17 protein-coding genes, 4 pseudogenes and 1 riboswitch are annotated in these 23,911 nt (G+C 35.4%); of the genes and pseudogenes, 2 read left to right on the plus strand and 19 right to left on the minus strand.

The window, feature by feature from the left end; all coding sequences use genetic code 11:
• The 7 genes and pseudogenes from BUB48_RS16030 to BUB48_RS16060 form a co-directional block, all read right to left on the minus strand.
• Nucleotides 1-398, minus strand: a pseudogene (locus BUB48_RS16030) (methyl-accepting chemotaxis protein); the annotation flags it as partial.
• 125 nt (nucleotides 399-523) lie between these two features.
• Complete coding sequence (locus tag BUB48_RS16035) at nucleotides 524-2,605, minus strand: chemotaxis protein CheA (RefSeq protein WP_073027652.1); 2,082 nt, start codon at nucleotides 2,603-2,605, stop codon at nucleotides 524-526.
• An 18-nt stretch (nucleotides 2,606-2,623) separates the two neighbouring features.
• Entirely contained in the window at nucleotides 2,624-3,049 is a 426-nt protein-coding gene (locus BUB48_RS16040) for a chemotaxis protein CheW (RefSeq protein WP_175548448.1), read from the minus strand.
• A gap of 406 nt (nucleotides 3,050-3,455) precedes the next feature.
• Nucleotides 3,456-3,542: riboswitch (cyclic di-GMP riboswitch) on the minus strand.
• A 353-nt stretch (nucleotides 3,543-3,895) separates the two neighbouring features.
• Nucleotides 3,896-4,597: an arginase gene (locus BUB48_RS16045; protein WP_073027657.1), complete on the minus strand. Its 702-nt coding sequence runs from the start codon at nucleotides 4,595-4,597 to the stop codon at nucleotides 3,896-3,898.
• 226 nt (nucleotides 4,598-4,823) lie between these two features.
• Nucleotides 4,824-6,446: a chaperonin GroEL gene (gene groL, locus BUB48_RS16050; RefSeq protein ID WP_073027659.1), complete on the minus strand. Its 1,623-nt coding sequence runs from the start codon at nucleotides 6,444-6,446 to the stop codon at nucleotides 4,824-4,826.
• Between the two features lie 16 nt (nucleotides 6,447-6,462).
• Entirely contained in the window at nucleotides 6,463-6,747 is a 285-nt protein-coding gene (locus BUB48_RS16055) for a co-chaperone GroES (protein ID WP_073027661.1), read from the minus strand.
• Nucleotides 6,748-7,136: 389 nt separating this feature from the next.
• Nucleotides 7,137-8,273, minus strand: a complete 1,137-nt coding sequence (locus BUB48_RS16060) for a putative ABC transporter permease (RefSeq protein ID WP_073027664.1) — start codon at nucleotides 8,271-8,273, stop codon at nucleotides 7,137-7,139.
• Nucleotides 8,274-9,155: 882 nt separating this feature from the next.
• On the opposite strand from BUB48_RS16060, the gene BUB48_RS16065 reads away from it, so the two are divergent.
• Nucleotides 9,156-11,243: a methyl-accepting chemotaxis protein gene (locus BUB48_RS16065; protein ID WP_073027666.1), complete on the plus strand. Its 2,088-nt coding sequence runs from the start codon at nucleotides 9,156-9,158 to the stop codon at nucleotides 11,241-11,243.
• 129 nt (nucleotides 11,244-11,372) lie between these two features.
• Here the strand turns inward: BUB48_RS16065 and BUB48_RS18195 are convergent, their stop codons facing one another.
• From BUB48_RS18195 to BUB48_RS16125, 12 genes and pseudogenes are all read right to left on the minus strand, one after another.
• Nucleotides 11,373-11,513 (minus strand): hypothetical protein, encoded by a 141-nt coding sequence (locus BUB48_RS18195; RefSeq protein ID WP_175548449.1) that lies wholly within the window; start codon nucleotides 11,511-11,513, stop codon nucleotides 11,373-11,375.
• A 229-nt stretch (nucleotides 11,514-11,742) separates the two neighbouring features.
• Nucleotides 11,743-12,771 (minus strand): D-alanyl-D-alanine carboxypeptidase family protein, encoded by a 1,029-nt coding sequence (locus BUB48_RS16070; protein WP_073027669.1) that lies wholly within the window; start codon nucleotides 12,769-12,771, stop codon nucleotides 11,743-11,745.
• Between the two features lie 193 nt (nucleotides 12,772-12,964).
• Nucleotides 12,965-14,101 (minus strand): vancomycin resistance histidine kinase VanS, encoded by a 1,137-nt coding sequence (gene vanS, locus BUB48_RS16075; RefSeq protein WP_139250016.1) that lies wholly within the window; start codon nucleotides 14,099-14,101, stop codon nucleotides 12,965-12,967.
• Nucleotides 14,079-14,777: a VanR-ABDEGLN family response regulator transcription factor gene (vanR, locus tag BUB48_RS16080; protein WP_073027673.1), complete on the minus strand. Its 699-nt coding sequence runs from the start codon at nucleotides 14,775-14,777 to the stop codon at nucleotides 14,079-14,081. The genes vanS and vanR overlap by 23 nt, the downstream gene beginning before the upstream one ends.
• Nucleotides 14,778-14,873: 96 nt before the next feature.
• Nucleotides 14,874-16,301 carry a DEAD/DEAH box helicase gene (locus tag BUB48_RS16085; RefSeq protein WP_073027676.1) on the minus strand — a complete coding sequence of 476 codons (1,428 nt, stop codon included), beginning with the start codon at nucleotides 16,299-16,301 and terminating at the stop codon, nucleotides 14,874-14,876.
• Nucleotides 16,291-17,985 carry a hypothetical protein gene (locus BUB48_RS16090; protein ID WP_073027679.1) on the minus strand — a complete coding sequence of 565 codons (1,695 nt, stop codon included), beginning with the start codon at nucleotides 17,983-17,985 and terminating at the stop codon, nucleotides 16,291-16,293. Before BUB48_RS16090 ends, BUB48_RS16085 begins: the two co-directional genes overlap by 11 nt.
• A gap of 345 nt (nucleotides 17,986-18,330) precedes the next feature.
• Nucleotides 18,331-18,906 carry a flavodoxin family protein gene (locus BUB48_RS16095; protein WP_073027681.1) on the minus strand — a complete coding sequence of 192 codons (576 nt, stop codon included), beginning with the start codon at nucleotides 18,904-18,906 and terminating at the stop codon, nucleotides 18,331-18,333.
• A 270-nt stretch (nucleotides 18,907-19,176) separates the two neighbouring features.
• Nucleotides 19,177-19,284 (minus strand): annotated as a pseudogene (locus tag BUB48_RS17835) (class I tRNA ligase family protein); the annotation flags it as partial.
• Nucleotides 19,285-19,701: 417 nt separating this feature from the next.
• Nucleotides 19,702-20,571: a hypothetical protein gene (locus tag BUB48_RS16105; RefSeq protein WP_139250017.1), complete on the minus strand. Its 870-nt coding sequence runs from the start codon at nucleotides 20,569-20,571 to the stop codon at nucleotides 19,702-19,704.
• Nucleotides 20,572-20,721: 150 nt separating this feature from the next.
• On the minus strand, nucleotides 20,722-21,066 hold the full coding sequence (locus BUB48_RS16110; protein WP_073027687.1) for a hypothetical protein: 345 nt from the start codon (nucleotides 21,064-21,066) through the stop codon (nucleotides 20,722-20,724).
• A gap of 15 nt (nucleotides 21,067-21,081) precedes the next feature.
• Nucleotides 21,082-21,846, minus strand: a complete 765-nt coding sequence (locus tag BUB48_RS16115) for a hypothetical protein (protein WP_073027690.1) — start codon at nucleotides 21,844-21,846, stop codon at nucleotides 21,082-21,084.
• A 704-nt stretch (nucleotides 21,847-22,550) separates the two neighbouring features.
• Nucleotides 22,551-23,072 (minus strand): annotated as a pseudogene (locus BUB48_RS16125) (DJ-1/PfpI family protein); the annotation flags it as partial.
• A 228-nt stretch (nucleotides 23,073-23,300) separates the two neighbouring features.
• Here BUB48_RS16125 and BUB48_RS16130 point away from each other — a divergent pair.
• A pseudogene (locus BUB48_RS16130) lies at nucleotides 23,301-23,888 on the plus strand (IS982 family transposase); the annotation flags it as partial.
• Between the last annotated feature and the right edge of the window lie 23 nt (nucleotides 23,889-23,911).

Below are 23,911 nucleotides of genomic sequence, written 5' to 3' on the forward strand. Positions count from 1 at the left end.
GCGTTCCCTGCAACTCCCTTGATGGATTTGCTCATCTGTTCGATTGAAGCTGATATCTGCTCTACGGAACTGGCTGTGCTTTCACTGTTCCCTGCTACCTGGTTAATGCTGGAAGCCACTTCTTCTAAAGATTTATTGGCCTGCATGATAATTTCCGTTAACTGTTCAGCATTTCTGGCCACACCATTAATTGAAGTTGATAGCTCTCCTAAAATTTGGGATGATGATTTAACCGTTACTGATTGCTCATTTGTACTTTTTGCCACCTCTTCCGCTACATTAGCAATATCCTTTAGTTTTTCACCGAACTTTTTTGCCGCTTTAACTGCTATATGCTTCTTTTCTGAAAGTCCTGAACTCTCCATAAACTTTATCGCCATGTTCTTTTTAAATCCCATTAATTATGCCCCCTATGCTTTTTATTTTTTTCCTTCGTTTTTATTCTTTCATATAACTACATATAGTTCTTAACTAGAAATTGCTTCATTTTCACTTCTTAAAGTTAAGCTCAACCTTCATGTGACTATTCTTCATCTGCTTTAGATGCTCTTATGCTTCCTACCATCTTTGCAACTCCTGCAACGTCTAAAATACATGCTACGCTTCCATCGCCAAGAATAGTGGCTCCTGAAAAGGTGTTCACTTTACCAATGTAGGAACCTAGTGGCTTTACAACAATTTCCTGATTCCCAACAAGTTCATCAACTACTAGTCCGAGCCTTTTCTCTGCTACTCCCAAAACCACGATAAAGTTGTTTTTCTTCTTTTTCTTTCTTGGAATCTTAAAATAGTCATGAAGCCAAACAAGCGGGAGTATTCTGTCCCTAATAACTGTAATAGCTTGTCCTTTTACTGTTTCTATCTCTTCCACAGGCTTCCGCACTATTTCAATTACATTGCTCATTGGCAAAGCATAGATTTCATCGTTTATCCTAACCAAAAGCCCTGTAAGGATAGCTAAAGTAAGAGGAAGCTTTATAATGAACTTTGTCCCTTCTCCCTTTTTTGTTTCTACCTCAATAATTCCATTCAGCTTATCCACATGGTTCTTTACAATATCCATCCCTACTCCCCGTCCTGAAATATCATTTACTGTAGAAGATGTGGAAAAACCGGAATAGAATATTAAAGATATGATTTCATTCTCCGTAAGTGAAGCTGCTTCTTGTGCGGTAATGATCTGCTTTTTTACAGCGGATTCTTTTACTTTGTCTAAATCAATTCCAGCACCATCATCCTGAACTATAAGAATAACATTGTTTTCCTGATGATAAGCACTAATATGTAAAGTACCTGTCGGAGGTTTGCCAAGTCTTATACGTTCCTCCGGGGACTCAATCCCATGGTCCACTGCATTCCTGATAATATGAATTAAGGGATCAGATATATCTTCTATAATCGTTTTGTCCAGCTCAGTCTCTTCACCTTCCATGATCAATTTAACTTCCTTGTTTAAGGCTTCTGCCAGATCCCTGACCAAACGTGGGAATCGACCAAATAGTTGCTTTATGGGCAGCATCCTTGTCTTTAAAACTATCTCCTGTAGTTCATTGGTTACTCTTGATACCTGATTTGATATTCCTATTAGCTCTTCGATAGTATTATCTGATGAATAACGCTCGTGCAATATGCTTCCCACTTGAGCGATTCTAGTCCGTTCAATAACCAACTCTCCTACCAAATCCATCATTTTCTCAAGTCGTTCTACATCCACTCTAACTGTCTGATTAACTTTTCTTTCAATATCTGCAGTTTTTGCATTTGCATTATTGTCAGCTTCAGGTTTAATAAAACCTGCCGTTAAAGACTGCTGCTTTGACATATCCCAAGAAAATGGATATACTCTTATACTCTCTATCTCAGTAAGCTCATTTATAACTTTTGACTCAATTGTCTTGCCATCCTGTTGGGATAATAGCAAGTAGTATATTTCATCTCTTAATAAATCATTTCCATTTTCTAGAATATCGGGTTCAACTTGGACTACTGTTCCTATTTGATTCAAATGGTTCATAATCAAATAAGCACGGGCTGATTTCATCAAACTTTCTTTTTCGAGCCTTACTTCACAAACAAGAATGTTATAACCCGAATGCACAGCCTGCTCAATCTGTATTTGTTGCTCAATATCAAGTATGAACTTAGTTGGTTTATCTTGTTGTACCGATTCTTCACTATCCTTGCTGTCTGCATTTTCATTCTTCTGGTATTCTCCTAACATTATCTTCTCTAATTGATGTAAAACCGAAGATGTATCAGTCTTGATATCTTTTCGGTCTGTTAAAAAGTCTTCCTTTAGCAATCTCAGATGATCCAAGCATTGGAAAAGGACATTTATCACTGGTTTTGTTGCTTTTAGATGATGATTACGAATTTTATCCAACACATTTTCCATCTCATGGGTCAAGATTTTCATTTTTTCAAACCCCATTGCTGATGAAGAACCTTTCAGTGTATGAGCAACACGGAAAATCTCTTGAATAACATCTGGACTTTCGCCACAGCATTCCAATTCCAAAATATTTTCTTCAAGAAGCTGAAGCTGTTCTTCTAATTCATCAATAAAAGCCCTTATCATCTCTGGATTATCATATATGCTTTCCATAAAACACCTCCTCCAGCTTTATTCATAAAGCACTTTATCAATTTTTAAGATGCTGATGACACCTTCTTCAGTGACTCCTAATCCTTCAAAATAATCACCATCGATGCCTGCTACTGTTTCTGGAGCAGCTTGTATATCTGTAAATCTGATAACCTGATTCACCTTATCGACTATTACCCCAACCATTTCTCCTCTGCTTTTCAATATAACGACACGGGTTGATTTAGTAGGAGTATAATTTTTGACTTCTAACCTCTTATGTAAATTGACGATTGGAACAATCTTACCTCTCAGGTTGATAACTCCTTCCAAAAAAGGCTTGCTGTTATGTATGACTGTAATCTTCTTCATTTTAATGATTTCGTAAACATCACTGATTCCTAATGCATATTTTTCATCTGCTAACTCACATACTACATATTGACTCTCTAACAGATCGTTCACATCAAACCACCTCATTTCAGTTGCATATTAGTAACATAATTTCCGTTATTAAAAAAAGATAACCACTTGCTCAGATATCATCCCCCTAAAAAAGAAGCAACAACGATTTCCTCCATTTAATCTAAAGTTTAAACAATCCAATAAAAATGCTGTTTCATTAATCCAAAGATTAATCCTTATTGAATTGAGCATATAAAAAGACTTCCCATAGAAGCTTTTATAACAACCAAGGAAGCCTTTCATCCGTTTTTATTGCAAAACCGATTAGCAATTCTATAATTCAAAGAAGCATATAGCTTCCCTTCATTTAGAATTGCTAAGAAACACATTTAGAAAGTATAAATTATAGAAATTTATGTTTTCTTGCATAATTAAAGTCCCTCAGCGCTAATTGCACGTGGGACTCCATTGCAACCGGCTGCCATTGAATTCATTTTTCTTTAGGCCCTTGGCTTTGCGTCCCTGCCTTTCGACAGGTTTGCCCTTAAATAATTTTTACTTTTTATACCCAGGTAATAGATCTATAGTCCTAGTATCTCAGTGTATATTATAATACCAACATTTTTGTCACATTTCAACTTTTTGTGATTCATTTATCCTTATTTCGTCATATTTATACAATTTTCATCATATCGTAAAAGATAAAAGCAGCTAATTTTTGGCTGCTTATCAAAATTTTAGTCCCTTACACAAAATGTTAATCCTTTGGTTTAAAAAAGTTGAAACTGCTTTCTGACATTATTTCTTGTGCAAAGCACTGCCACCTGCATGAGCAACATTGGCATTATAAAAATAAAATGCAGACTCAAATCCAAAATAGGGTTGGTCTGCATATATCATATGGACTCATGCCATCATGTAATTAATCTGATCTGAAAAGCTTATATTCATGGTATCCCATTTTCTTGCAGGACAGTCTGCAATTTCACATGGAATACCTAAATCATCAATAAATTGGTTGAACTTATCGTCTAACCATGGAGGAGTCCATGCACCGGACCTGCATATATGAATTATGTCCACCTTAATGTTTTCATTCAAACCATTATAATCTAAGTATCTGACATTATAAATGCTGTTCATGGGCTTAAAATGCTCTGGTTTTTCTGTTGTATATGAACTATATATAATATTGGCTTCTTTGATTAATTTATCCTTTAGAAGCTTCCCGAGCCAGTTGGAGCAATTGACCTCAAAGTTTAATGATGTTAGTCCGCCATAACCAAGATCGGCATGTGAATCAAACAAGTAAACTATTCTGCAATCGTTTTCTTTTGCTACATCATAGGACAAAGCATGAGAGTCTGAAACATAAACTTTTATATCTTTTGAAATTTGAAAACGTTTCTTGATTTTCTCCCAGAATGTGTCCACCTCAGGGGAAAGCTTAAATGACTTTTCAATATCTCTTCCCTTAACCTTCTCTTGGATATATCTTTTATACCAAAGGTCCATGAGACTCTTGTCATTTTCTATATATGACCCCCAACAATACTTTTTTATGTAGATAAAATAATCCCAGTCTACTGATAATAGGCACTTTTCCATTTAATCACCTCTCAAATGGAACTGCTGTATTACAGTATAAGTGCTTAATGCAAAAGCTGTGGATCTATAATTCCATAGCCATGCACACTATCAACTTGCATCACATTTTCTTATAATGGACATAATTAATATTGGAAAGAAGGGAGTCCTTGAAAAGTATTTCTTGTCAAGATTAACTCCCTCTTCCTTTATATAAAAGGCAAAAGGAAGTACCTTTTGCCTAATTTTAATAGTCCATATCTGGTGACGGCATAGAAGGACCTTTCTTTTCCTCTTTCTTCTCAGCTACAGCGCTTTCAGTTGTGAGAACCATAGCTGCTACCGAAGCAGCATTCTGTAAAGCTGAACGTGTAACTTTTACAGGGTCTATTATGCCTGCTTCAACCATATCAACATATTCTTCCTTTACTGCATCAAAGCCAATTCCTTTTTCACTGTTCTTAACCTTCTCAACAATGACAGAACCGTCGAGGCCTGCATTGATAACTATCTGACGAAGAGGTTCTTCCAGTGCTCTCAGGATAATTGCAGCTCCTGTCTTTTCGTCTCCATGAAGAGTATCTACTAGCTTTGATACCTCTGGTATTGCATTTATATATGCAGTACCACCACCAGGTACAATTCCTTCCTCTACAGCTGCCCTGGTTGCATTAAGAGCATCTTCTACTCTGTATTTCTTTTCTTTCATTTCTGTTTCCGTTGCAGCACCTACACGGATTACTGCCACACCACCAGCCAGCTTTGCCAATCTTTCATTGAGTTTTTCCTTGTCATAATTTGAGGTTGTAATCTCTATTTGCTTCTTTATGGATTCAATCCTATCCTTTATTTCTTTCTGATTTCCTGCACCGCCGACGATTATAGTGTTTTCCTTCTGTACTTTTACTGTCTTAGCCTTGCCAAACCATTCAAGCTTGACATCCTTAATATCCATGCCCATTTCATCGGATATGACTTGTCCGCCTGTCAAAATAGCTATATCACGTAGCATTTCCTTACGCCTGTCACCAAAGCCCGGGGCTTTTACAGCAATGGCTGTAAAGGTGCCTTTCAATTTGTTTACCACCAGTGTTGCCAAAGCATCACCTTCTACATCTTCTGCAATCAAAAGCATCTTGCCGCCGTTCTTTACTATCAGCTCAAGGGCCGGCAACAGATCATGGGCATTGCTTATTTTCTTATCTGTAATCAATATATATGGATCTTCCAATACTGCTTCCATTTTATCGCTGTCTGTAACCATATAGGGAGAAATATATCCCCTGTCAAACTGCATTCCTTCAACTACCTCTATAACAGTATCAGAAGTTTTGTTTTCTTCAATGGTGATAACACCTTCCGCCGTAACCTTTTCCATAGCATCGGCAATGAGATTGCCTATTGTTTCATCACCTGAGGAAATAGTTGCTACAAAAGCCATGTCATGCTTTCCTTTTACTTTCTGGCTATTGCTCTTTATAACCTCAACTGCTTTCTCAGTAGCTTTCTCTATACCTTTTTTCAATATTATTGGATTGGCTCCAGCAGCTATGTTTTTCAAACCCTCTCGAATAATGGTCTGAGCCAGAATTGTTGCTGTAGTGGTACCATCTCCTGCAACATCATTTGTTTTGCTAGCCACTTCCTTAACAAGCTGGGCTCCCATATTCTCATACGGATCATTAAGCTCGATTTCTTTTGCTATGGTAACACCATCATTAGTGATTATAGGAGAACCATATTTTTTTTCTAGTACTACATTTCTTCCCTTTGGTCCCAATGTAACCTTGACAGTATCCGCCAGTTTATTAACTCCGCTTTCGATTGATTTTCTAGCATCAATATCATAGGCTATGGTTTTCACTGCCATATCAGTTCACCCTCCCTTAATCTATGATTGCTAAAATATCATCTTGTCTTACTATCAGGTATTTCTGATCATCCAGTTTTATTTCAGTACCCGCATATTTACTGTGGAGTACCTTGTCACCTTTCTTTACTTCCATCTCGATTTTCTTACCGTCCTTTATCTCTCCAGGACCCACTTCAATTACTTCTGCCATATATGTCTTTTCCTTGGCATTTGAAGGCAGAACAATACCGCTCTTTGTGGTCTCCTCGTTTTCGATTTCTTTAAGTAAAACTCTTGCTCCCAATGGCTTAACTTGCATAACTTTCAGCTCCTCCTTTACATTTGTATTTTCTAACTGCTTACTGATATAAGCAGCTTCATGACAAACCAAGATAAGTGAAACAGCAAGCTATCACCAATATGAGTCATCATTATATTTATTGATTTCAACAGCTTCATCACGCAACAGCCAGTGGAATACATTAAAGTTTCATAAAAATCACCTGATGTTAGCACTCATTTCAATAGAGTGCTAATAATCAATTATTATTCTATTCCTTTACTTTTCAAAGTCAATTTCCAATATTGCTGATTCAAGAAGATTATTGACTATATGTACCAAATAATCTCAAAAAAGACATTATTACTAATAAAATCAATCATTTTCTTGAAAAAAGTGCCATCTGCTTGTTTAGCAGTTGGCACTTTTTAATGTCTTAATCCAAAACGTTTATTCAAACGAATTGCTTCGATAAGAGCACAATATTTGTCTGCGAAGCATATGATCATGGCTTCCTTACTTTTTGGGATTTTTGTAATAGTCAATGGCCACATATGGCTGCGTATTGCTTCTTGTTCTTTATCTGATATATCAAAGTATTTTACCGCATTTTCACATGCAATATCGGGATGAGTAAAACCATGCAATTTTCGAGAAGGATCAGGAACATGCCAGTCATATAGGTATAAATCGTGAAGCATGGCTGCTTCTATCAGTTCCTTTTCATCTGCGTTAAGATGCAGCTTTTCATTAATCAGATAACTAATCCATGCCACATTTTCACAATGCTCCAATGTTGTAGTTGTACCATGCTGAATATACTCATCCATCTGTTTTACTACATCAGATTTATAAAAATCTTTAATGAGTTCCATAAATTGTTTTTGACGAAGCTGCTTGGCTATCCTTTTCTTACGCTCTGGAAGTTTAAAAACTGCAATGCGCTGAATTACTTTATGGTAATAGGAATTTTGATTGCCATAAACTCGATTTACAATATCCGCCATATGATTTTGGAATCCCTCATCTATGGAAGCAACGCGTTTTTGAAAATCCGTCAATGCAGATATAGTTAATGTAGCATCTATAGATATGATTGAAACAAGAATAAGAGCCAATATGTTTGATAGAGTATCAGATAAATAGCTTAGTCCCCTATCCGAAAAAGGAATCAAGACTCTCATCACCAATATTGAGGCAAAACCAAAGGCAATAGATGTAGGCACACTTGTCCTGCCGTTGATATTCAGAGGAACATCACTATAATCCCACCACCTTGCATTAAACAATTTCTCAAGAGCCCATGATGTAGGATATTCTAAAACCATGCTTATAATAAAACCAAGAATAAAAATCATCCACCATTTGATACTCGGCAGATGACCGGTTTTTACCAAGTCATAGATAAAAAAACCTAATATCGATCCGAATCCATAAATGGGACAGATGGGACCATAAAGAAATCCACGGTTAGCCCACTTATGATCACGTATTGTACAATATATACTTTCCCATACCCAACCAAGAAAACTAAAAAGGAAAAATGCGATAATGTATTTATTCATATCAACAACTTCCCTTCCTTTATGCCCTACTGAACAACCAAGCAATTTTTGATTTAATAGATACATATTGTATTTTATTCAAAAATACCCATAATGTCAATTTGACCATAAACTGGAACAAAGAAACTTTCTACCTTGAGATCTTAGCGAGACATCTATGCTACTATGCTCGATATTTGAAAATTTGTCTTAAAACTATGCAACATTGCTGCTTCATCTTAATCTTAACATAAAAATTCATGCAAAATTTATCAAAATATGAAGGATTTTAAAATAATTTGTTGAATTTTGTATTATTAGCTTCTTGTGCTAGGTAAATTGATTTATTGGGAGGAATATTATACCAATCATTAGGGGTATAATTCCATGACATATCATTGCCATGTGGATTAAACATCTTACATAATAACTCTTCGATTTTTGATTTTGATTTACACCACTAACTCACTATCAATCATCTTAGAATTATTACATTACAATGATTTTAATATGTGTTGGATTGATCTTCCGGTATACGTCGTTAATTATTGCACAGCAGCAATATGATGTTAAAAATAATTACATAGCAGCAATTTTTCATGGTATTAATCGTTACATAGCATCAATAAACACAATATTGCTTAACATCAATACAGTATAATATCAGTATCACATTGCAGTAATTATTGCACAAACGGCAGTCATAAAGTCTTTTAACCTACAACTTTTATAGGATAACTTATATCAAGCTCCAGCATATATGTGGGCCCCTATCACTTTATGAATATTAATGATAGATCTCATAATATGCTAGAGCTTTTTTTCGCGAATTTTGGTAAGGGAAAACTAGCACAACAAGCATTGTTGCAGTAAATTGACATAATTACGAAAGGGCGTGTTAAATTGAAAGCAAGTTTAAAGACAAAGTATGTAGCAGGTGTCGTAGCTATGCTGTTTTTCACAAGTGTGTTTATTGGCATTTTCTGTATTGTTAGCACAATCAATACTACAAAAGGCGGATTAATTGAGCGACAAGAACTCCTAATTGACAGTTTTATGATCACCGTACAGGACTATATAGACTACTATAAGAACGTAATTACCTTTACAGGTAATTCAGAACAAGTAAAGGATACCAGCGAGTATGGGGATATCAAAGAGGAATTCAGAGGCTTATCCGATAAACAAGGATTGGCTCAGAGAGCTTATTTTCAACAAATATTGAAGGATTATAAAGACTTTGCATATCTTGAAACCTTTACTCCTGATCTTGCCAAAAATGTAGTTTTAGAACCATGCGAAGTACAGCTAAAGATATCAGAAGACGCTTTTAACACAGGTTTTTCAACCAGAGACTGGTATGAAGGCGCAGTAAGTACCAAAGCTACTTATGTAAGCGAAGCCTATGTAAGTGCTTCCATAGGGAAACCAGTTATCGCAATTTCCACTCCAATAATGGACAGCTCCAATAATATTACTGGTATTTATATAGGTGCCTTAACCCTTGATAAGTTAAGCCAAATTACTAAAAAGCTACAGTTTGGGAAAACAGGGGAAGCATATATAGTTGACAAAAACGGTAATCTGGTTGCCCACCCCAATGATGAGTTTTTTAAGGACACTACATTGAAGAACATTAAGGACAATGAAATTGTGGCAAGTGCTTTAAATGGCATTGATGGAGAGAAAGTAAGCCTATATAATGATAACCTTACCAATACTAAAGTTTATGCATCCTATAAGCAAATACCAGGAACCAATTGGTATATTATATGCAAGCAGTCTGAAAATGAGGTTCTTGCTTCCGTAAACACCCTTATTGCAAATATCATATTGTTTATATGCCTTATAGTCATAATTGGTGCTTGCATAACTTATTTCGTAATTAGGTTATTGGTTAAAAGAATCGAATGCATATCAGATATTTCAAAAAGAATTTCAGATAACGATTTGGTTTTGTCAGCAGAACAGCAGAAAGCGATGCAAAAATACTCCAGAGGGAAAGATGAAATCGCCACTCTCTATATCAGTATGGACAAAATGATAAAAAACCTGAATTATATGATATCTCAAATATCAGTTTCTGCAAAACAGCTTACTCATACATCAGAGGAATGGATGTCTAATTCCCAGCAGTCTGCTAATGCATCGGAAGAAATTGCAAAGACCATTGGAGAAATAGCTGAAAGCACATCGGAACAAGCAAAAGATACTGAAAATGGTGTTGCTAAAATAAATGAACTGTCTCAAAACATAGATGTTGTATTAAACGCATCCGGAATTTTGAGTTCTGAAACGGAGAAAGCAAATGACCTCAAAAATAAGGGTACTGAAATTGTCAAAAATCTTACATCTAACACAAAAGAAAGTACTGAAGCAATAGAAGCAATATATAAAGCCATATTAGAGTATAGCAACAATGTAATAAGAATAGGTACCGTTACTGATACAATTTCTTCAATTGCTGAGCAAATCCATCTTCTGGCTCTTAATGCTGCCATAGAATCCGCCAGGGCAGGTGAAGCTGGAAAAGGCTTTGCAGTAGTTGCTAAAGAAACCAGTAAGCTTGCAGAACAATCATCCATGTTTACTAATGAAATAACAGAATTGGTGAAAAAACTCCAGCTCCAATCAGATAATACAGTTAAATTAATGGAAACAGTTAACAAAATGTTTGGATCACAGGCACAATCAGTGGATGAGACAGAAAGAATTTTCGAATCATTGGCTCATGCAATACAATGTATAAATGATAATGTTGAAAACTTATTTAGTGCCGGTGAAAAAATGACTCTTAAAAAAGATGAAATTGTTGGCGTGATAGAAAATCTTTCAGCCATTGCACAGCAAACTGCCGCAGGAACAGAAGAAGTCTCTGCCACAGCTGAAGAACAAAACGCCTATATGGAGGAAATAGCATCTTCCTCTTTATATTTGTCACAACTTGCACAAGGGCTTATGGAATTGATAAGCAAATTTAAGTATGAATAAAGAAGCTCCTATGTTGACCAATCTCATAGTTTTTGCACAGCCTGACAATTCCATCGCATACAAACATAATTGTTCACAAATAAAACAGCGAGGCAGCCTCAACCACCTCGCTGTTTCATTTTCCATAACCTATCTTGCGACATGCTCCACAAAGCGCCTTAATGTCTCAGCAACTTCTGCTCTGACGTTGCCCTCTGGATCGAACTTGCAGCTTTCCTTGCCAATCATAATACCTCCTGTGCAATGCCTTTTACTGCATCTTGGGACCATTTACCGATGTCACTCTCATCTGTAAGTGAATGGTACTGATTGATAACTGGCAATGAAGCTGTATCCATTGCTACAGTTGTGCGATGGATCTAATAACGTATTTTAACATCAATATATGTTCCTTTTTATAATTGACAGTTTTACTTTTTACTATCAAGCATTATGAAAGCATATCAAATTGGTGAAAATGATCTGCTTCATCGGAAATTAAAGCATAATGGATAACTTATTATCTTCTTATGCTGTTATATACTGTCAGTGCATCAGTAATATTATACTGTTCTGAATGATGATTTCCCTTTGCACCTGCTGTAATAAGAATATATTCTTGCTTATCTACTTTGGCGAGACTCGCTAGGCAAAGGCCGGCTTTATCGGTATATCCGGTTTTTCCTCCTAATATTTCTCCATTAATAATGTTTTGATCACCAAGTCTTTCATACATAGTACTGTAAAAGGTTATTCCATCAGGGTGCCTATTAGTAGGTGGTGTTGAATAACGGAATGTAGTAAAAATCTCCCGAAAAGTATCATTTTTCAATGCATAGCTTAGAAGAACAGCCAAATCTTTCACTGTTGTGTAATGTTTTTCATTGTGAAGTCCGGTTGTATTTTCAAAATGGGTGTTTTTCATACCAAGTTCTTCTGCCTTTTGATTCATTAATTTTACAAAATTCCGCTCAGATCCCGCTATATGTTCAGCAATTGCAATACAGCATTCCGCACCACTAGGCAACATTACTCCGTATAGCAAATCGATTGCTCTTACCTGTTCTCCCGGTTGGAAACCTGCCATTGATGCATTTGCTTCATAAAGTCCCTGAAACATAAAGTTGGTAAGTTCGACCTTTTCATTAATGTCATGTAAATTCTCTATGGCAACAATTACCGTCATCATTTTAGTCAGAGAAGCAGGATAGATTCTTTCTTCGCTTTTTTTTTCCATTATCACGGCATGGTCTTTCAAATGTATCAAAATCGCATTAGGACTGTGCAGCCCTTCAAAAGATGTAGAAACAGAGAAATCAAGTTTTGTCTTCGACGGAGAAAACGAGATTATCCTATCACCGGTAATATAATATTTTATCTTCGAAAAAAAAGAATATGGCGAAATTTCATCGTAATATTCTCTCTTAACTATATTTCGATTTCCAAGATTCATGATATAACTGCAAATAACAGTAGCAATGGCAACCATAATTAAAAGCGTTACAGATACGCCAATTCCTGATTTTTTCTTTATCGATTTTCGCACCATAAAAGAACAGCTCCTTACTCTATGATGATATTATTCAACCACAAAATAAGGAGCTATGTTGGAATTTCATCTTATGAATTTCTTAAGATTTCCTTAAACGTATAAAATCCACTTTTTATATGAGAACGAATAACTTCCAGTTTATGAGTTTTAAAATGACTCATTGTTTCAATAAGCCACAACAGAAATTTTTCTATTGTGGAAGCTTTACTATAAATTTAGTATTTTCTGTATTGCTTTCCACAGAGATTGTTCCATTGTGTACATTGACAATTTCTTTAGCGATGGCCAGTCCTAATCCTGCTCCTCCTGTGTTTGTGGAACGGGCAGAGTCCAATCGATAAAATTTTTCAAAAATAGTATCAAGCTTTGCCTGTGGGATTGGATTTCCCTTATTTGTAAAAGTTATAAAGATATTTTCGTCCTGCTTTATAGCTGAAATGTCAATAACGCTATTTTCGTAGCTATATGCTATGGCATTTTTCAAAATATTATTAAAGACACGGGCCAGTTTGTCTGCATCTCCCCACAGAGTTAGCCCATCAGGTACATTAACAGATATCCGCTTCCCCTGTGGAGTCAGCATTGGGTAGAATTCATCCGCCATCTGCTGGAGCATAAAAAGCAAATTAATTTTTTCTTTGTTCAGAACGATGGTTTGAAGATTAAATCTTGTTATCTCAAAAAACTCATTTATAAGCTGCTCTAATCGATAAGCCTTTTCCAAGGTGATGCTTACATATTTTGCTTTCTGATCAAGAGGCATGTCAGGAGCTTCATCCAAAAGACTTAAATATCCTATCACAGAGGTCAAAGGTGTCTTTAGGTCATGAGCCAAATAAACTACCAAATCATTTTTACGTTGCTCTGCATCAAGCGCAGCTTTCTTTTGCTTTTCTAGGTTGCTTTTTATCTGGTTCAGTTTCTTTTCCATGAAATCCAATTCCGATGATAATATAATTTCATCATTCGATTCCCAAACAAGCCTGTCCATTCCATCACTGATTTCATCGAAATATTTAGTAAACCATGATATTGAAAATCTAAGTAAAACAACAAGAAATATGATAATCGCTATAAATGTGATTACATCTATATTATGGAGGAATACATACCGATAAAGCATTACTGCATCGCTTTCACTTAAAAAAAATGTATTCTTTAAAAATTGCACGACAATATCTCCAACGTTAAAGTTTTTTTGAATAAAAAAACGCAGGAAGTAAACAGTTACAGTTGAAGAAAAGACCATCAGGATCATTTGGAGAAATATTTTCCTTTTAAATTTCGCATAATCATTTTTTTTATCATTTTTCAATTGTATAACCAACCCCCCATACCGTTTTAATATATTTGGGGTGTTCCGCACTGTCGTGCATTTTTTCTCTTAAATGCCGAATATGAACCATTACTGTGTTATTACTATTGCTAAAGTATTTTTCACCCCACACCTCGCAGAACAACTCTTCAGAACTGACAACACGTCCTCGCTTGGAAGCCAGCACCCATAGAATGGAAAACTCTGTGGGGGTTAGAGACAGAGGCCTTTCATTCAATATGCACTCGTGCGTATCCTTGTTTAAAACCAAACCTCCAAATGCGATCAGTTTTTCCTCCCGTAATGGTTCCGAAGAATTGTATTTGGTAAACCTTCGCAACTGAGCCTTAACACGTGCAACCAACTCCAAAGGTCGAAAAGGTTTTGTTACATAATCATCCGCTCCAAGTGTCAGTCCAGTAATTTTATCGACCTCGTCTTCTTTAGCAGTCAGCATGATAATGGGAAACTTATGCTTCTCACGGATTTTTTGGCATATGGAAAAACCGTCTATATCCGGAAGCATAACATCCAATATTGCTAAATCTATATTTTGGTTTTCAACACACTTTAATGCATCCTGCCCATTATAAAACTTTAATACATCATAATTTTCGTTTTTTAAATATACTTCAATCAAATCCGCAATAGACTGCTCATCATCTACTACCAAAATATTTGACGCCATTCTCTTTCCCAACTCCTTCTTTCACAAAATCCCCATGATATTATATCAGAGGATTGAAAGTGGTTTTGTGGGTTTAATCTTATAAAATCCTTAAGATTATCTTAATGTTTTTTCCATCTCTCCACTCAAAATTTTATATGCAAAATCAAAGTTCGGAAATTTCCTCCACAAACTGCTGTCACCGATAATTGCAATTCGATATTTTGCTCTTGTCACTGCAACGTTAAGTATATTGGGTTTTCTACTCGCCCATTGTACGGCTCCCATACCCTCATTTTCGTCACAACCAAGAATGAGTATAACTTCATTGGCTTCTTTCCCTTGAAATGTATGAATAGTTCCACAAGATTTATCAACCCAATCATTAATATCATCTTCATTAAAATCTTTGAAATTACTGCAAATGTGCTCTTTAAGCAAACTTTTCATGTTTCGTACAACAGATTTAAATGGACTGATGATATACAAACTTGGAAAATCGTTTTTTAACGCAAATGCCTCTAATACCATCTCAATTGCCTTATTTCCCTGCGCCGACACAAAATGATCCTTTGCTCCCTTCTCTCTCCCCTTAATATTTATCCATAGAGACTCTTTCATTAAAAGCACTACATCTGATTTGGGCTCCGCTGATCGATTGAACATCCTGTTATTATATGCCACTGCATTGGAAATCGTAAACATTGGGTCTAAGCATCTTCTATGTATCACTAGAGGGCATCCAAGCCATCTCTTGCCATTTGAATATTCGCGATATCCTCCATACGGATTGATGTTGTCAGCTAAGACTTGCACAGAGGATTCTTCTGAACTATATGGCCCCTCTATCTCAAACTCTTTGGCAAATCTTTTTAAAAGTTCTTTAGGTATGGTTACAACCGGTTCTACCTGCAATGGATCGCCAACAATAATAGCTTTTCTTGTACGCCATAAAGCTCCTAATGCAGAATATGGAGTAGCTTGTCCTGCCTCATCAATTATTAAAGTTCCTAATTCATTTTTGCCTATGTATTTTAAGAATGTAGCTACTGAAGCAAAGGTAGTAGATACTACCGGTACAATTAAAAATAATGTATTTAACAGGTGCACATAGCTTGTTGCTTTATCCTTTTCTGAAAAATTTCCATTCCAAATATTCACAAGGCAATTGATATTTTGCTTCACGGATTTTGAATTTAAAATAAATGCTTTTTGAAGCATTAAACTATAGTAGAACAGTTCTTCCCTGAGAGTGTCATAATTTTTATCAGTCCACGGGGAAGCTAATTGTGAAACTTCGTTATTTTGTATATCCTTCCAAAAACCTTCATCAGCAAAGTTATTACCAAATTGCTCTTTATATCTTTTTACTAATTCACAACTGTTCAAATATGCTTTTTCTTTTTCTTCAAAATATTTCTGTATAGTTTCATGATTAGCCCTCAATTTATCCAACTGTCTTTTTAGATTGTCTAATTCTTGGTTAATATCTGTAAGTTTAATTGTGGCTTTATCTAGTTCATGTTTTGTTTGCCTAAATTTCAATACAAGCGAATCCTTTTTCAATAAGAAGGAAAATACCCTTTTCAAGCAAGAAAGTCTGGAGTATATTTCCATTTTCTGTTAACATTTCAATCTGATGCTTTATATTCTGTTGTTCTTCAATTTTTCGATTAATCAAATTTTCCTGCTCAGTTATTTTTCTTTTTGCAGTAGATATCTCATTTTTTGCATCATTATATTCTTGAACTATTTGGTCATGCTTATTAGTATTTTCAACTGCTTCTTGGATTAAGTTGCGGTAGTTTAAGACCTCATTATACTTGTTTATAAAATCTTCCTTAGCTTGTTCCCAATCAGGCTGTTCTTCTTTGTATAGCTGCTGTAAATTAACACTTTTCTTATTAAACCAAAGAGCTTGTTTTAGTTCATCAATATTTGATTTCTTACCCAAACGGGCAGAAATCAATCCCCAGCATTCCTCATCACTACCCATAAGCGTTTTAGCCATATCGGTGAAATAAATCTCCTTATTTTTTTCAATATCAAACAACCTTGTATTGCTGTTTTCTACTGCTTCAGCAATAGGTAATTCTTTGGAAATACTTTCAACCGCTGCGTTGTTATTAGACGCTACAATAATACCAAATTTAACAAGTTTCGAATCCGGTTGATAATAGTATTTTAAATGGTCATTCTCATGAGAATCAAAATTGCGTTGCAAGAAAGCATCATCCGGCCTCTGATATTCACTCAATAGCAATGCTCTCTCCACAATATTTGAAGCTATTATTTCTTTTAAAAGCGTAGTTTTACCCGTTCCCGGCGGACCATTTACCGAAAAAATACCACCAGAGTACTCATTATTTGATATACCTATGTTGATTGCGATTTGCTGCATCAAACTAGGACTATACTTAGAGGGCCATTTACCAAAAGGATATTTTTCTGGCGCTAGCCATTTTTTCATTTGGGAAACATCAGTATCTATTTCCACACGGTAAGTGGATGGATTATTAAGCGCATCAATATATTTTACAATCTTATCCTCTTTATGTATTTTTCGCCTGATCATATCAATATCTGATGTATAAAAGCTCGACAACATATCTGTATTATTATCATTTTTTTCATCTTCCTGCAGTCTCTGCTTACTATCATCTTTACTCATCTCATTTTTCTTTCTGTTAGGCTTTCTATTTATGACTGCAAAAAAAGCATTATCCTCTAGATGAAGCAATATTTTTTCTAAAACAATATTATAAATTTTCTCCAAATCCTTGTATTCAAGCTTCTTTCCAAAAGACATTAGGATGTCATTCATCTCACTATTCAATTTATCAATTTCAACTGTACTTAAATCTGTCCTCAAATTCTTCTCTGCGATTATTTTAGCCATTGCCCACACAAAAGCAGATATTGAAAAAGATTCCTCGATATAGACTCCATCCGATGCCAATTTAAAAGCACAGATACATGACAGCGAACTATCTTTTTCTATAGTATCATCTTTTTCACCAATGCTGCCTAGCATAGCCATGATCAAATCTTGGGATTTAATTTTACCTAAATAGATATCATAAGTATATTCAGCTTCAGATTTTTCTATCCAAGGTATTCTCTTATTCGCACTATTAATAAACACTGTATGCTGTGTTTTTTCCGGCCAAAAGGGTGAAAAAAACTCCAAGTTATACCAGTAGCTCAAAATATTATTTATTTTATCCATTTCGTTTATTCACCTTTTCTCTTTGATTGTTTTGTGCGATCTCCTCTCAAAATCATGAACCTACTTGAAATATAGTATATTTGCTATTTGAAGTTCTAAATTTTTTATTTTGCCTTATTATCTTCTTGAGCTTTATGTAACCCTTAAATATCAACTATTCTACAACATTTTTACATCAAATCCAGTAAAATAAAGACCCTCACATTTCTACAGTAAATTTCAGCCAACAAGAGCTCACGTTGAATATTCTTCTTAGAGAGACCTTAAATGACCCGTAACACTTCAATCTTGCTGTCCTGCTAAATCATGTTTAATCCATCTCAAGGCCATTGACAAGTTCATCGCTCAACTTCTACATATCATTTCTGAATACTTGATAATATTCTCCCCCAATACCCTTGCTTGTCTCAGTCTTTTTTCCTGCTTCAAAATATCTCCGGGCTTGTCTGCTCTGGCAGATAAACCATTTATTTCACATGGAACGCAAAGTGCTCCTGATGATAAATAAAAATTATGTATGATTGAAAGCACAAGGCTTTGCCCTCCGCCTTCTCCTCTTCCTACAGCAATAGCTCCTCCTGGTTTCCCAGCTAATAAATTTCTGTTTTTGATAACAAAGCTTCTGTCAAACAAAGCTTTAAGTTGTGCCGTTACATTTCGATAATATGCAGGAGACCCTATGATCAGAGCATCACAATTTTCAAGTTCACTTATTAAAAAGCCCATATCATCACCTTCAATAGCACATGTTCCAGTCTCATTGCAGGTTTCACAGCCTATGCACGGTTTTATGCTTTTACTGCTTAAAAAGAATTCGGTTACTTCCCATCCTTTTTCGTAAAAAGGCTTAAGTGCCTCCTTGACTAAAATCTCTGTGTTTCCGTCTTTTCTTGGACTGCCTGATATTCCTATCACTTTCATACATCTTCTCCTCTCAATTCAATTGTCATAATTTTTTATAATCAAGATGCCCATAGGAAGATTATAACAATAAAATCATCTATTTGAAATAGAAACAAGAGAGAATATAATCCGTGAACAGTATTACGGTTTTAACATTCTTCTTTACTCAGTTTACTCCTTTCTTCAATGATTCTTTTATCAAGCGTTGAAAAAGTATAAAAATATCTGGAATCTTCAATCCTTCATGAACACCATGCCGTCGGTCAGCACCTTTTGACAATGCTCACAAAAGCTTGCGAGAACATCCCCAGGAAGCAAAGCCACTATATTCCCAATATGAAGTGAACCATTAGCATAGGGCCAAGCTCCTCCGATTAAAACATGCTTGATTGTCATCCCTCTTTTCATTTTTTATATTATAAAAGCCCTCATCCCAAATATAAATATCTAGGGACGAGAGCTATGCTTCGTGTTACCACCCTTGTTTATCCATTCCTCGCGAAATGAACCTCATCATGTACAGGTAATAAAAAACTTCCGATACTTTATCTCTATAACGGGAGATCCCGTCGTAGCCTAAAAAGATTTCTCGGTACGCTGCCCCAAGACCAGGTTCACAAAGCGCTATGAGTATAAAAAATCAACTTAAGCCTCATTATTCCAATACACACGCCCAAGTTCATTGTAACCATCTAGGCTTCCCTTTGCTCTCTCACCTTCTTGAGAATTCCTTTCATGAGTGCTTTATGATTTTTAAAATTTGCTGTTCAAAGAAATAAATCTTCCTTTTCTGCTTTTATAAATTTCTCTATCTCACTTTATCCATGAATTGATCTTCAAAAGGCAATCATAAACGTACTTTCTGCACTCAACAGCAGTGTTGATATGCAGGTACTGCGCGTGAGCAGGAGGGTTCCTATATTTATCACGAATATTGTATGTAAACAAGTTACCCAATTCATCATTCTCAATGGCTTCAATTCCTCTGTCTGTCAATAGCATGATTAATTTGCTTTTCAGGTAATTTAATACAGGTTTGTTGCATTCATGCGTTGATACCCTATTTGACATGGAATTAAAAAAGAATTCCATAGGTCCCAGCATCACCCACCTGTCGTCATTTTTCCTATATCGCTTCAGTATCGGTTTCAAAGTCTCAAACAGATAATAGGAGCCCAGTTTTTCTGAATTGACCTTTGTACTTTGCTTGTTATTAAATGATCTCTTATTAAGCTCTTTATAATAATAACTTTTTTCCCTATCCTTTAGACTGTCTAGTAACGGAGATATCAAACGCGTATTTAACTCATTCTCAATAATCCTGAAAAAGGCCAATGACAGCATTCCGGCATCCTTCCAACCATAATCCGAAGCAAGGGCCAAATCCAGTTGATAATTAGCCGAAATAAATAATTTCTTCCCATTTTCACTTAGAATGTTATGTATTGTGGCACGCTCAACATCATTTGCCAATTCATCTACCAATTTGTCGTCATACTCTGATATCAATCCGACTAATTGGTCTAGTTTATTATATTTTGATACCTGAGCATCTACATAAAATCTTGACAGCCACTTTTTCCTGTAATCCACGGGGAAATATCTGATAGCATTGATATTTCTATACATTGTGTCTAAAAATGCATCTACTCCCGAAATCCTGTATTGAATTTCAAAAAGCAAGTCATAATCCAGATATGTATTTGCAGGTGATTGGTCCTTAGGGATATACATATTTTTATAAATGTATTCGAAGGTTTTTTCTTTAAAAAAAGCATCAATCAGTCCCTTTAAGTATTCAGCATCAATTGAAAGTGCTGAAAGAACAGTCCTTCACTTTGGACCAAGGCAGGAAGGATCAGTGATGTTTTCAATCCCGTAATATTTAAACACATTTGAGATTTCCTCAAAAAATTCCAACGCCAATCTTGCTCTGTAACGCAATGCTTTTCTACAACCTGCATCGCCAATATCCACATATACTTCATTACCCGAGCTTAAGATATGCTTCAGGCAATTTTCTGCAGTTTGTTTTTGCAGTTCGAAATCATCTTCCATATTTCTCAACAGCACCTGTGAAAGATGGATTAAATAAAAAGGTGACATTTGATAAGAACCAGCTTCTTTGAGTCTTGCTAGAAACTGTTGGTAGTCACCTTGCAACGCCAGTGATTCCAATATAATATATCTGCTTTAAACAAAATCCTTTGACTTTTTTGGTACTTTGTCGGCGTATTTGATGGCAGCTTTGTATTCATTGGATTTCAGGCAAACACAGGCACGTAAATACTCATATTCACCTTCAAGCAGGTATTTTTTTCTGTTCAACAGCACGCCCATCAGATAATTGCTTTCTGAACATAGATTATTGGAAATAGCTATCTGAAGCCGAGCTGTAATCTCTGAACCATCTGCTTCTTCAATATCATCGGTGATTTCCTCCATAAGTTTTTCTTTATCGGTAATCAATAGTTTATTCATGGCTTTCCTGCTTTGCTCGCTCCGTTCCAATGATTCATCTGTGTACAGACCTGCTAGCAGCTTCCACTTGTTAAACATAATGCGAATTTCATTGGCATGGTTTTTAATCTCTCTTTGTCCTATACCCTCCAAACCCTCCATTACATCCGAATAAGCATAAAATAATAATAAAAGGACATGCTTTTTATCCATAGTCATTTTAACAAGATTATCTGTAACTCCCAGATATCTTGCATCTGTGTCATCCAGGCTCCTTGCTGTAATACCTATTTTATTTCTGAAACCAATATGGTCTGGAATAATGGATTTGGAATATTGTTTAAGGTCATTGAGCAGACTGTCAATAATAGCACCATTGTTATTAATGTTATATACCATATCGAGAAGCTTATAGAATTGACTGTTTGACAGGTATTTATGTTCATAGTCTTTATTTCTAATGTTCTTAACCCTGTATTTGCTTATGGATTCTTTCATGCTGCATCCTCCTCAGAAATATATAGTGTAGCTGTTTGTTCATACATATTTTTTCTATACATGCGACATATGTACCTACATCGTTTCTTAATGCATGAAACATCATACCATATGATATAATTGTAAGAGAATGCGTCTCGAATTGCAATTAGGAAAGGGAAAATGCTCGCTTTCTTGAAAAGTCCTTGCATAAACCATACGTCTGCTTCTTCAATCACTTTGATCCTTCACAAGCATTGTTACGTATCACTCGAGTTTGATGAATTGATGTCTGCTGCAAGAATTTCTTTTGCAAATTTTGAAGCAGTTAGACTAAATGAGAATCTCCACAACAACTTCCGAAACTTTTTTACCATATAAGTATGTACTCAAATCCTGTACTTTTCTGCTATTTTCACTTAAATACTCCAATCATGCTTCTCATCGTTCAAAATGTTTTTTCTTGCAGGATATTTACCAAGGAAACGTTCTCTAAAATCTTTTTCCATGAAGATTTACTCAGCACTTTCATGTGTTGCTTTACCTTCATCTGATACAGCATCAATCCCATTACTATAGCCTTCTTCATTATTTCCTCACATGTTTAAATATTTATTAGTCCGCACTTATCCACTGAAGCTATAAATCATAAAACACAAATATCTATAATATATAGCTTATTTAGAAGATTGTGCATCATTCCATCTTCAGATTATTTACACAATCTAACGAACAGCACCATTTTTAAAGTTGTCATACCATCGTTCGATTTCTTCATCATTATCTACTTTTAATATTTTGAATATGTTATAAGCGAATTCAACAGCGGCAGTTTCATTTGCTGTGATAAAACCTCCATCAACAACTACTTGAGCAGGAACATAAAGTGATTGCCCTCTATAATTCTTTTGACTTAAAAGTAGTTCTAAAGAATCTCCTGTATGTTTAACCTGGTTAAGAAAACCATGTTTACATAAAAAAGTAGTTGCCCCACATATTGCGGCAATAGGTATATCTAGCTTTACAGCGCTTTGGATAAATCCCGCAATTTCATCATAATCGTTTTCCTCCCACGAAAAACCACCTGGAAGAATAATCATTGCAAGGTTATGGAAGTTTTGATAACTACCTATACAATAATCAACTTCCGCTTTGATACCACCCATTGAAACTTTTGGAATGGTATTAACTGAGATTGTCTTTACCACATAGTCTGAAAAAGAATTTATCACTGCAATGGCATAGCTTGCTTCCCAATCTCACCAACTGTCTGTTAACAAAACTAAAACCTCATTTTTGTTATTTGACATAATTATTTTCCTCCCAAGGTCACATAAATGATATTCAGCTGACCATATTTTAGTAAATTAACTCGTTGTGCTAGCTTTGAATTACCAAAAATCTACGAATGAAAAACTCCAACATATTATGTAACCTATTATTAATAGCTACAAAAATAATAGGGGTCACCATATATGCTGGAGTCTGATAGAAACTATTTTATCAAAGAAATTGGAGATTTAAAAGACTTTGTAACTGTCTCTTATGTCATAATTGACGATATCTACCAGGAAGTTACTCCAACACATATTAAAAATCGTTGTAATATCAATACTTCTAAGATGAGTGATAGTGAAATAATTACCTTAAGCATTGTTGCTAAATTACTAACCATTGATTCAGAAAATGCCTGGTTTGGTTTCTGTAAGAAGAATATGAGAGACTTGTTTCCAAGGCTCTGCAGTAGGTCTAGGTTTAATAGAACCAGAAGAAGCCTTCATGCAGTGATAGAAGAAATCCGAAAGAAGATTTCTGTTCTTACAGAACATGTAAACCAACCATACAGGATTATTGACAGCATTCCTATTCCAGTGTGCAAGTTTGGAAGAGCACATTTTCATAAGACGTTTAAAGGATTTGGTGCTACTTATGGTAAATACGCATCCAAAAAGGAAACATATCTGGGATATAAACTACACATGCTTGTAACTATAGATGGTTTCATAACTGATGCTATAATCACCTCTGCTAATATTGATGACAGAGCAGCTGCTTGGGATATAACCAGTTAAGAAAAGTAACTGCA

The organism is Lutispora thermophila DSM 19022, from assembly GCF_900142105.1.
GTDB classification, from domain to species: domain Bacteria; phylum Bacillota; class Clostridia; order Lutisporales; family Lutisporaceae; genus Lutispora; species Lutispora thermophila.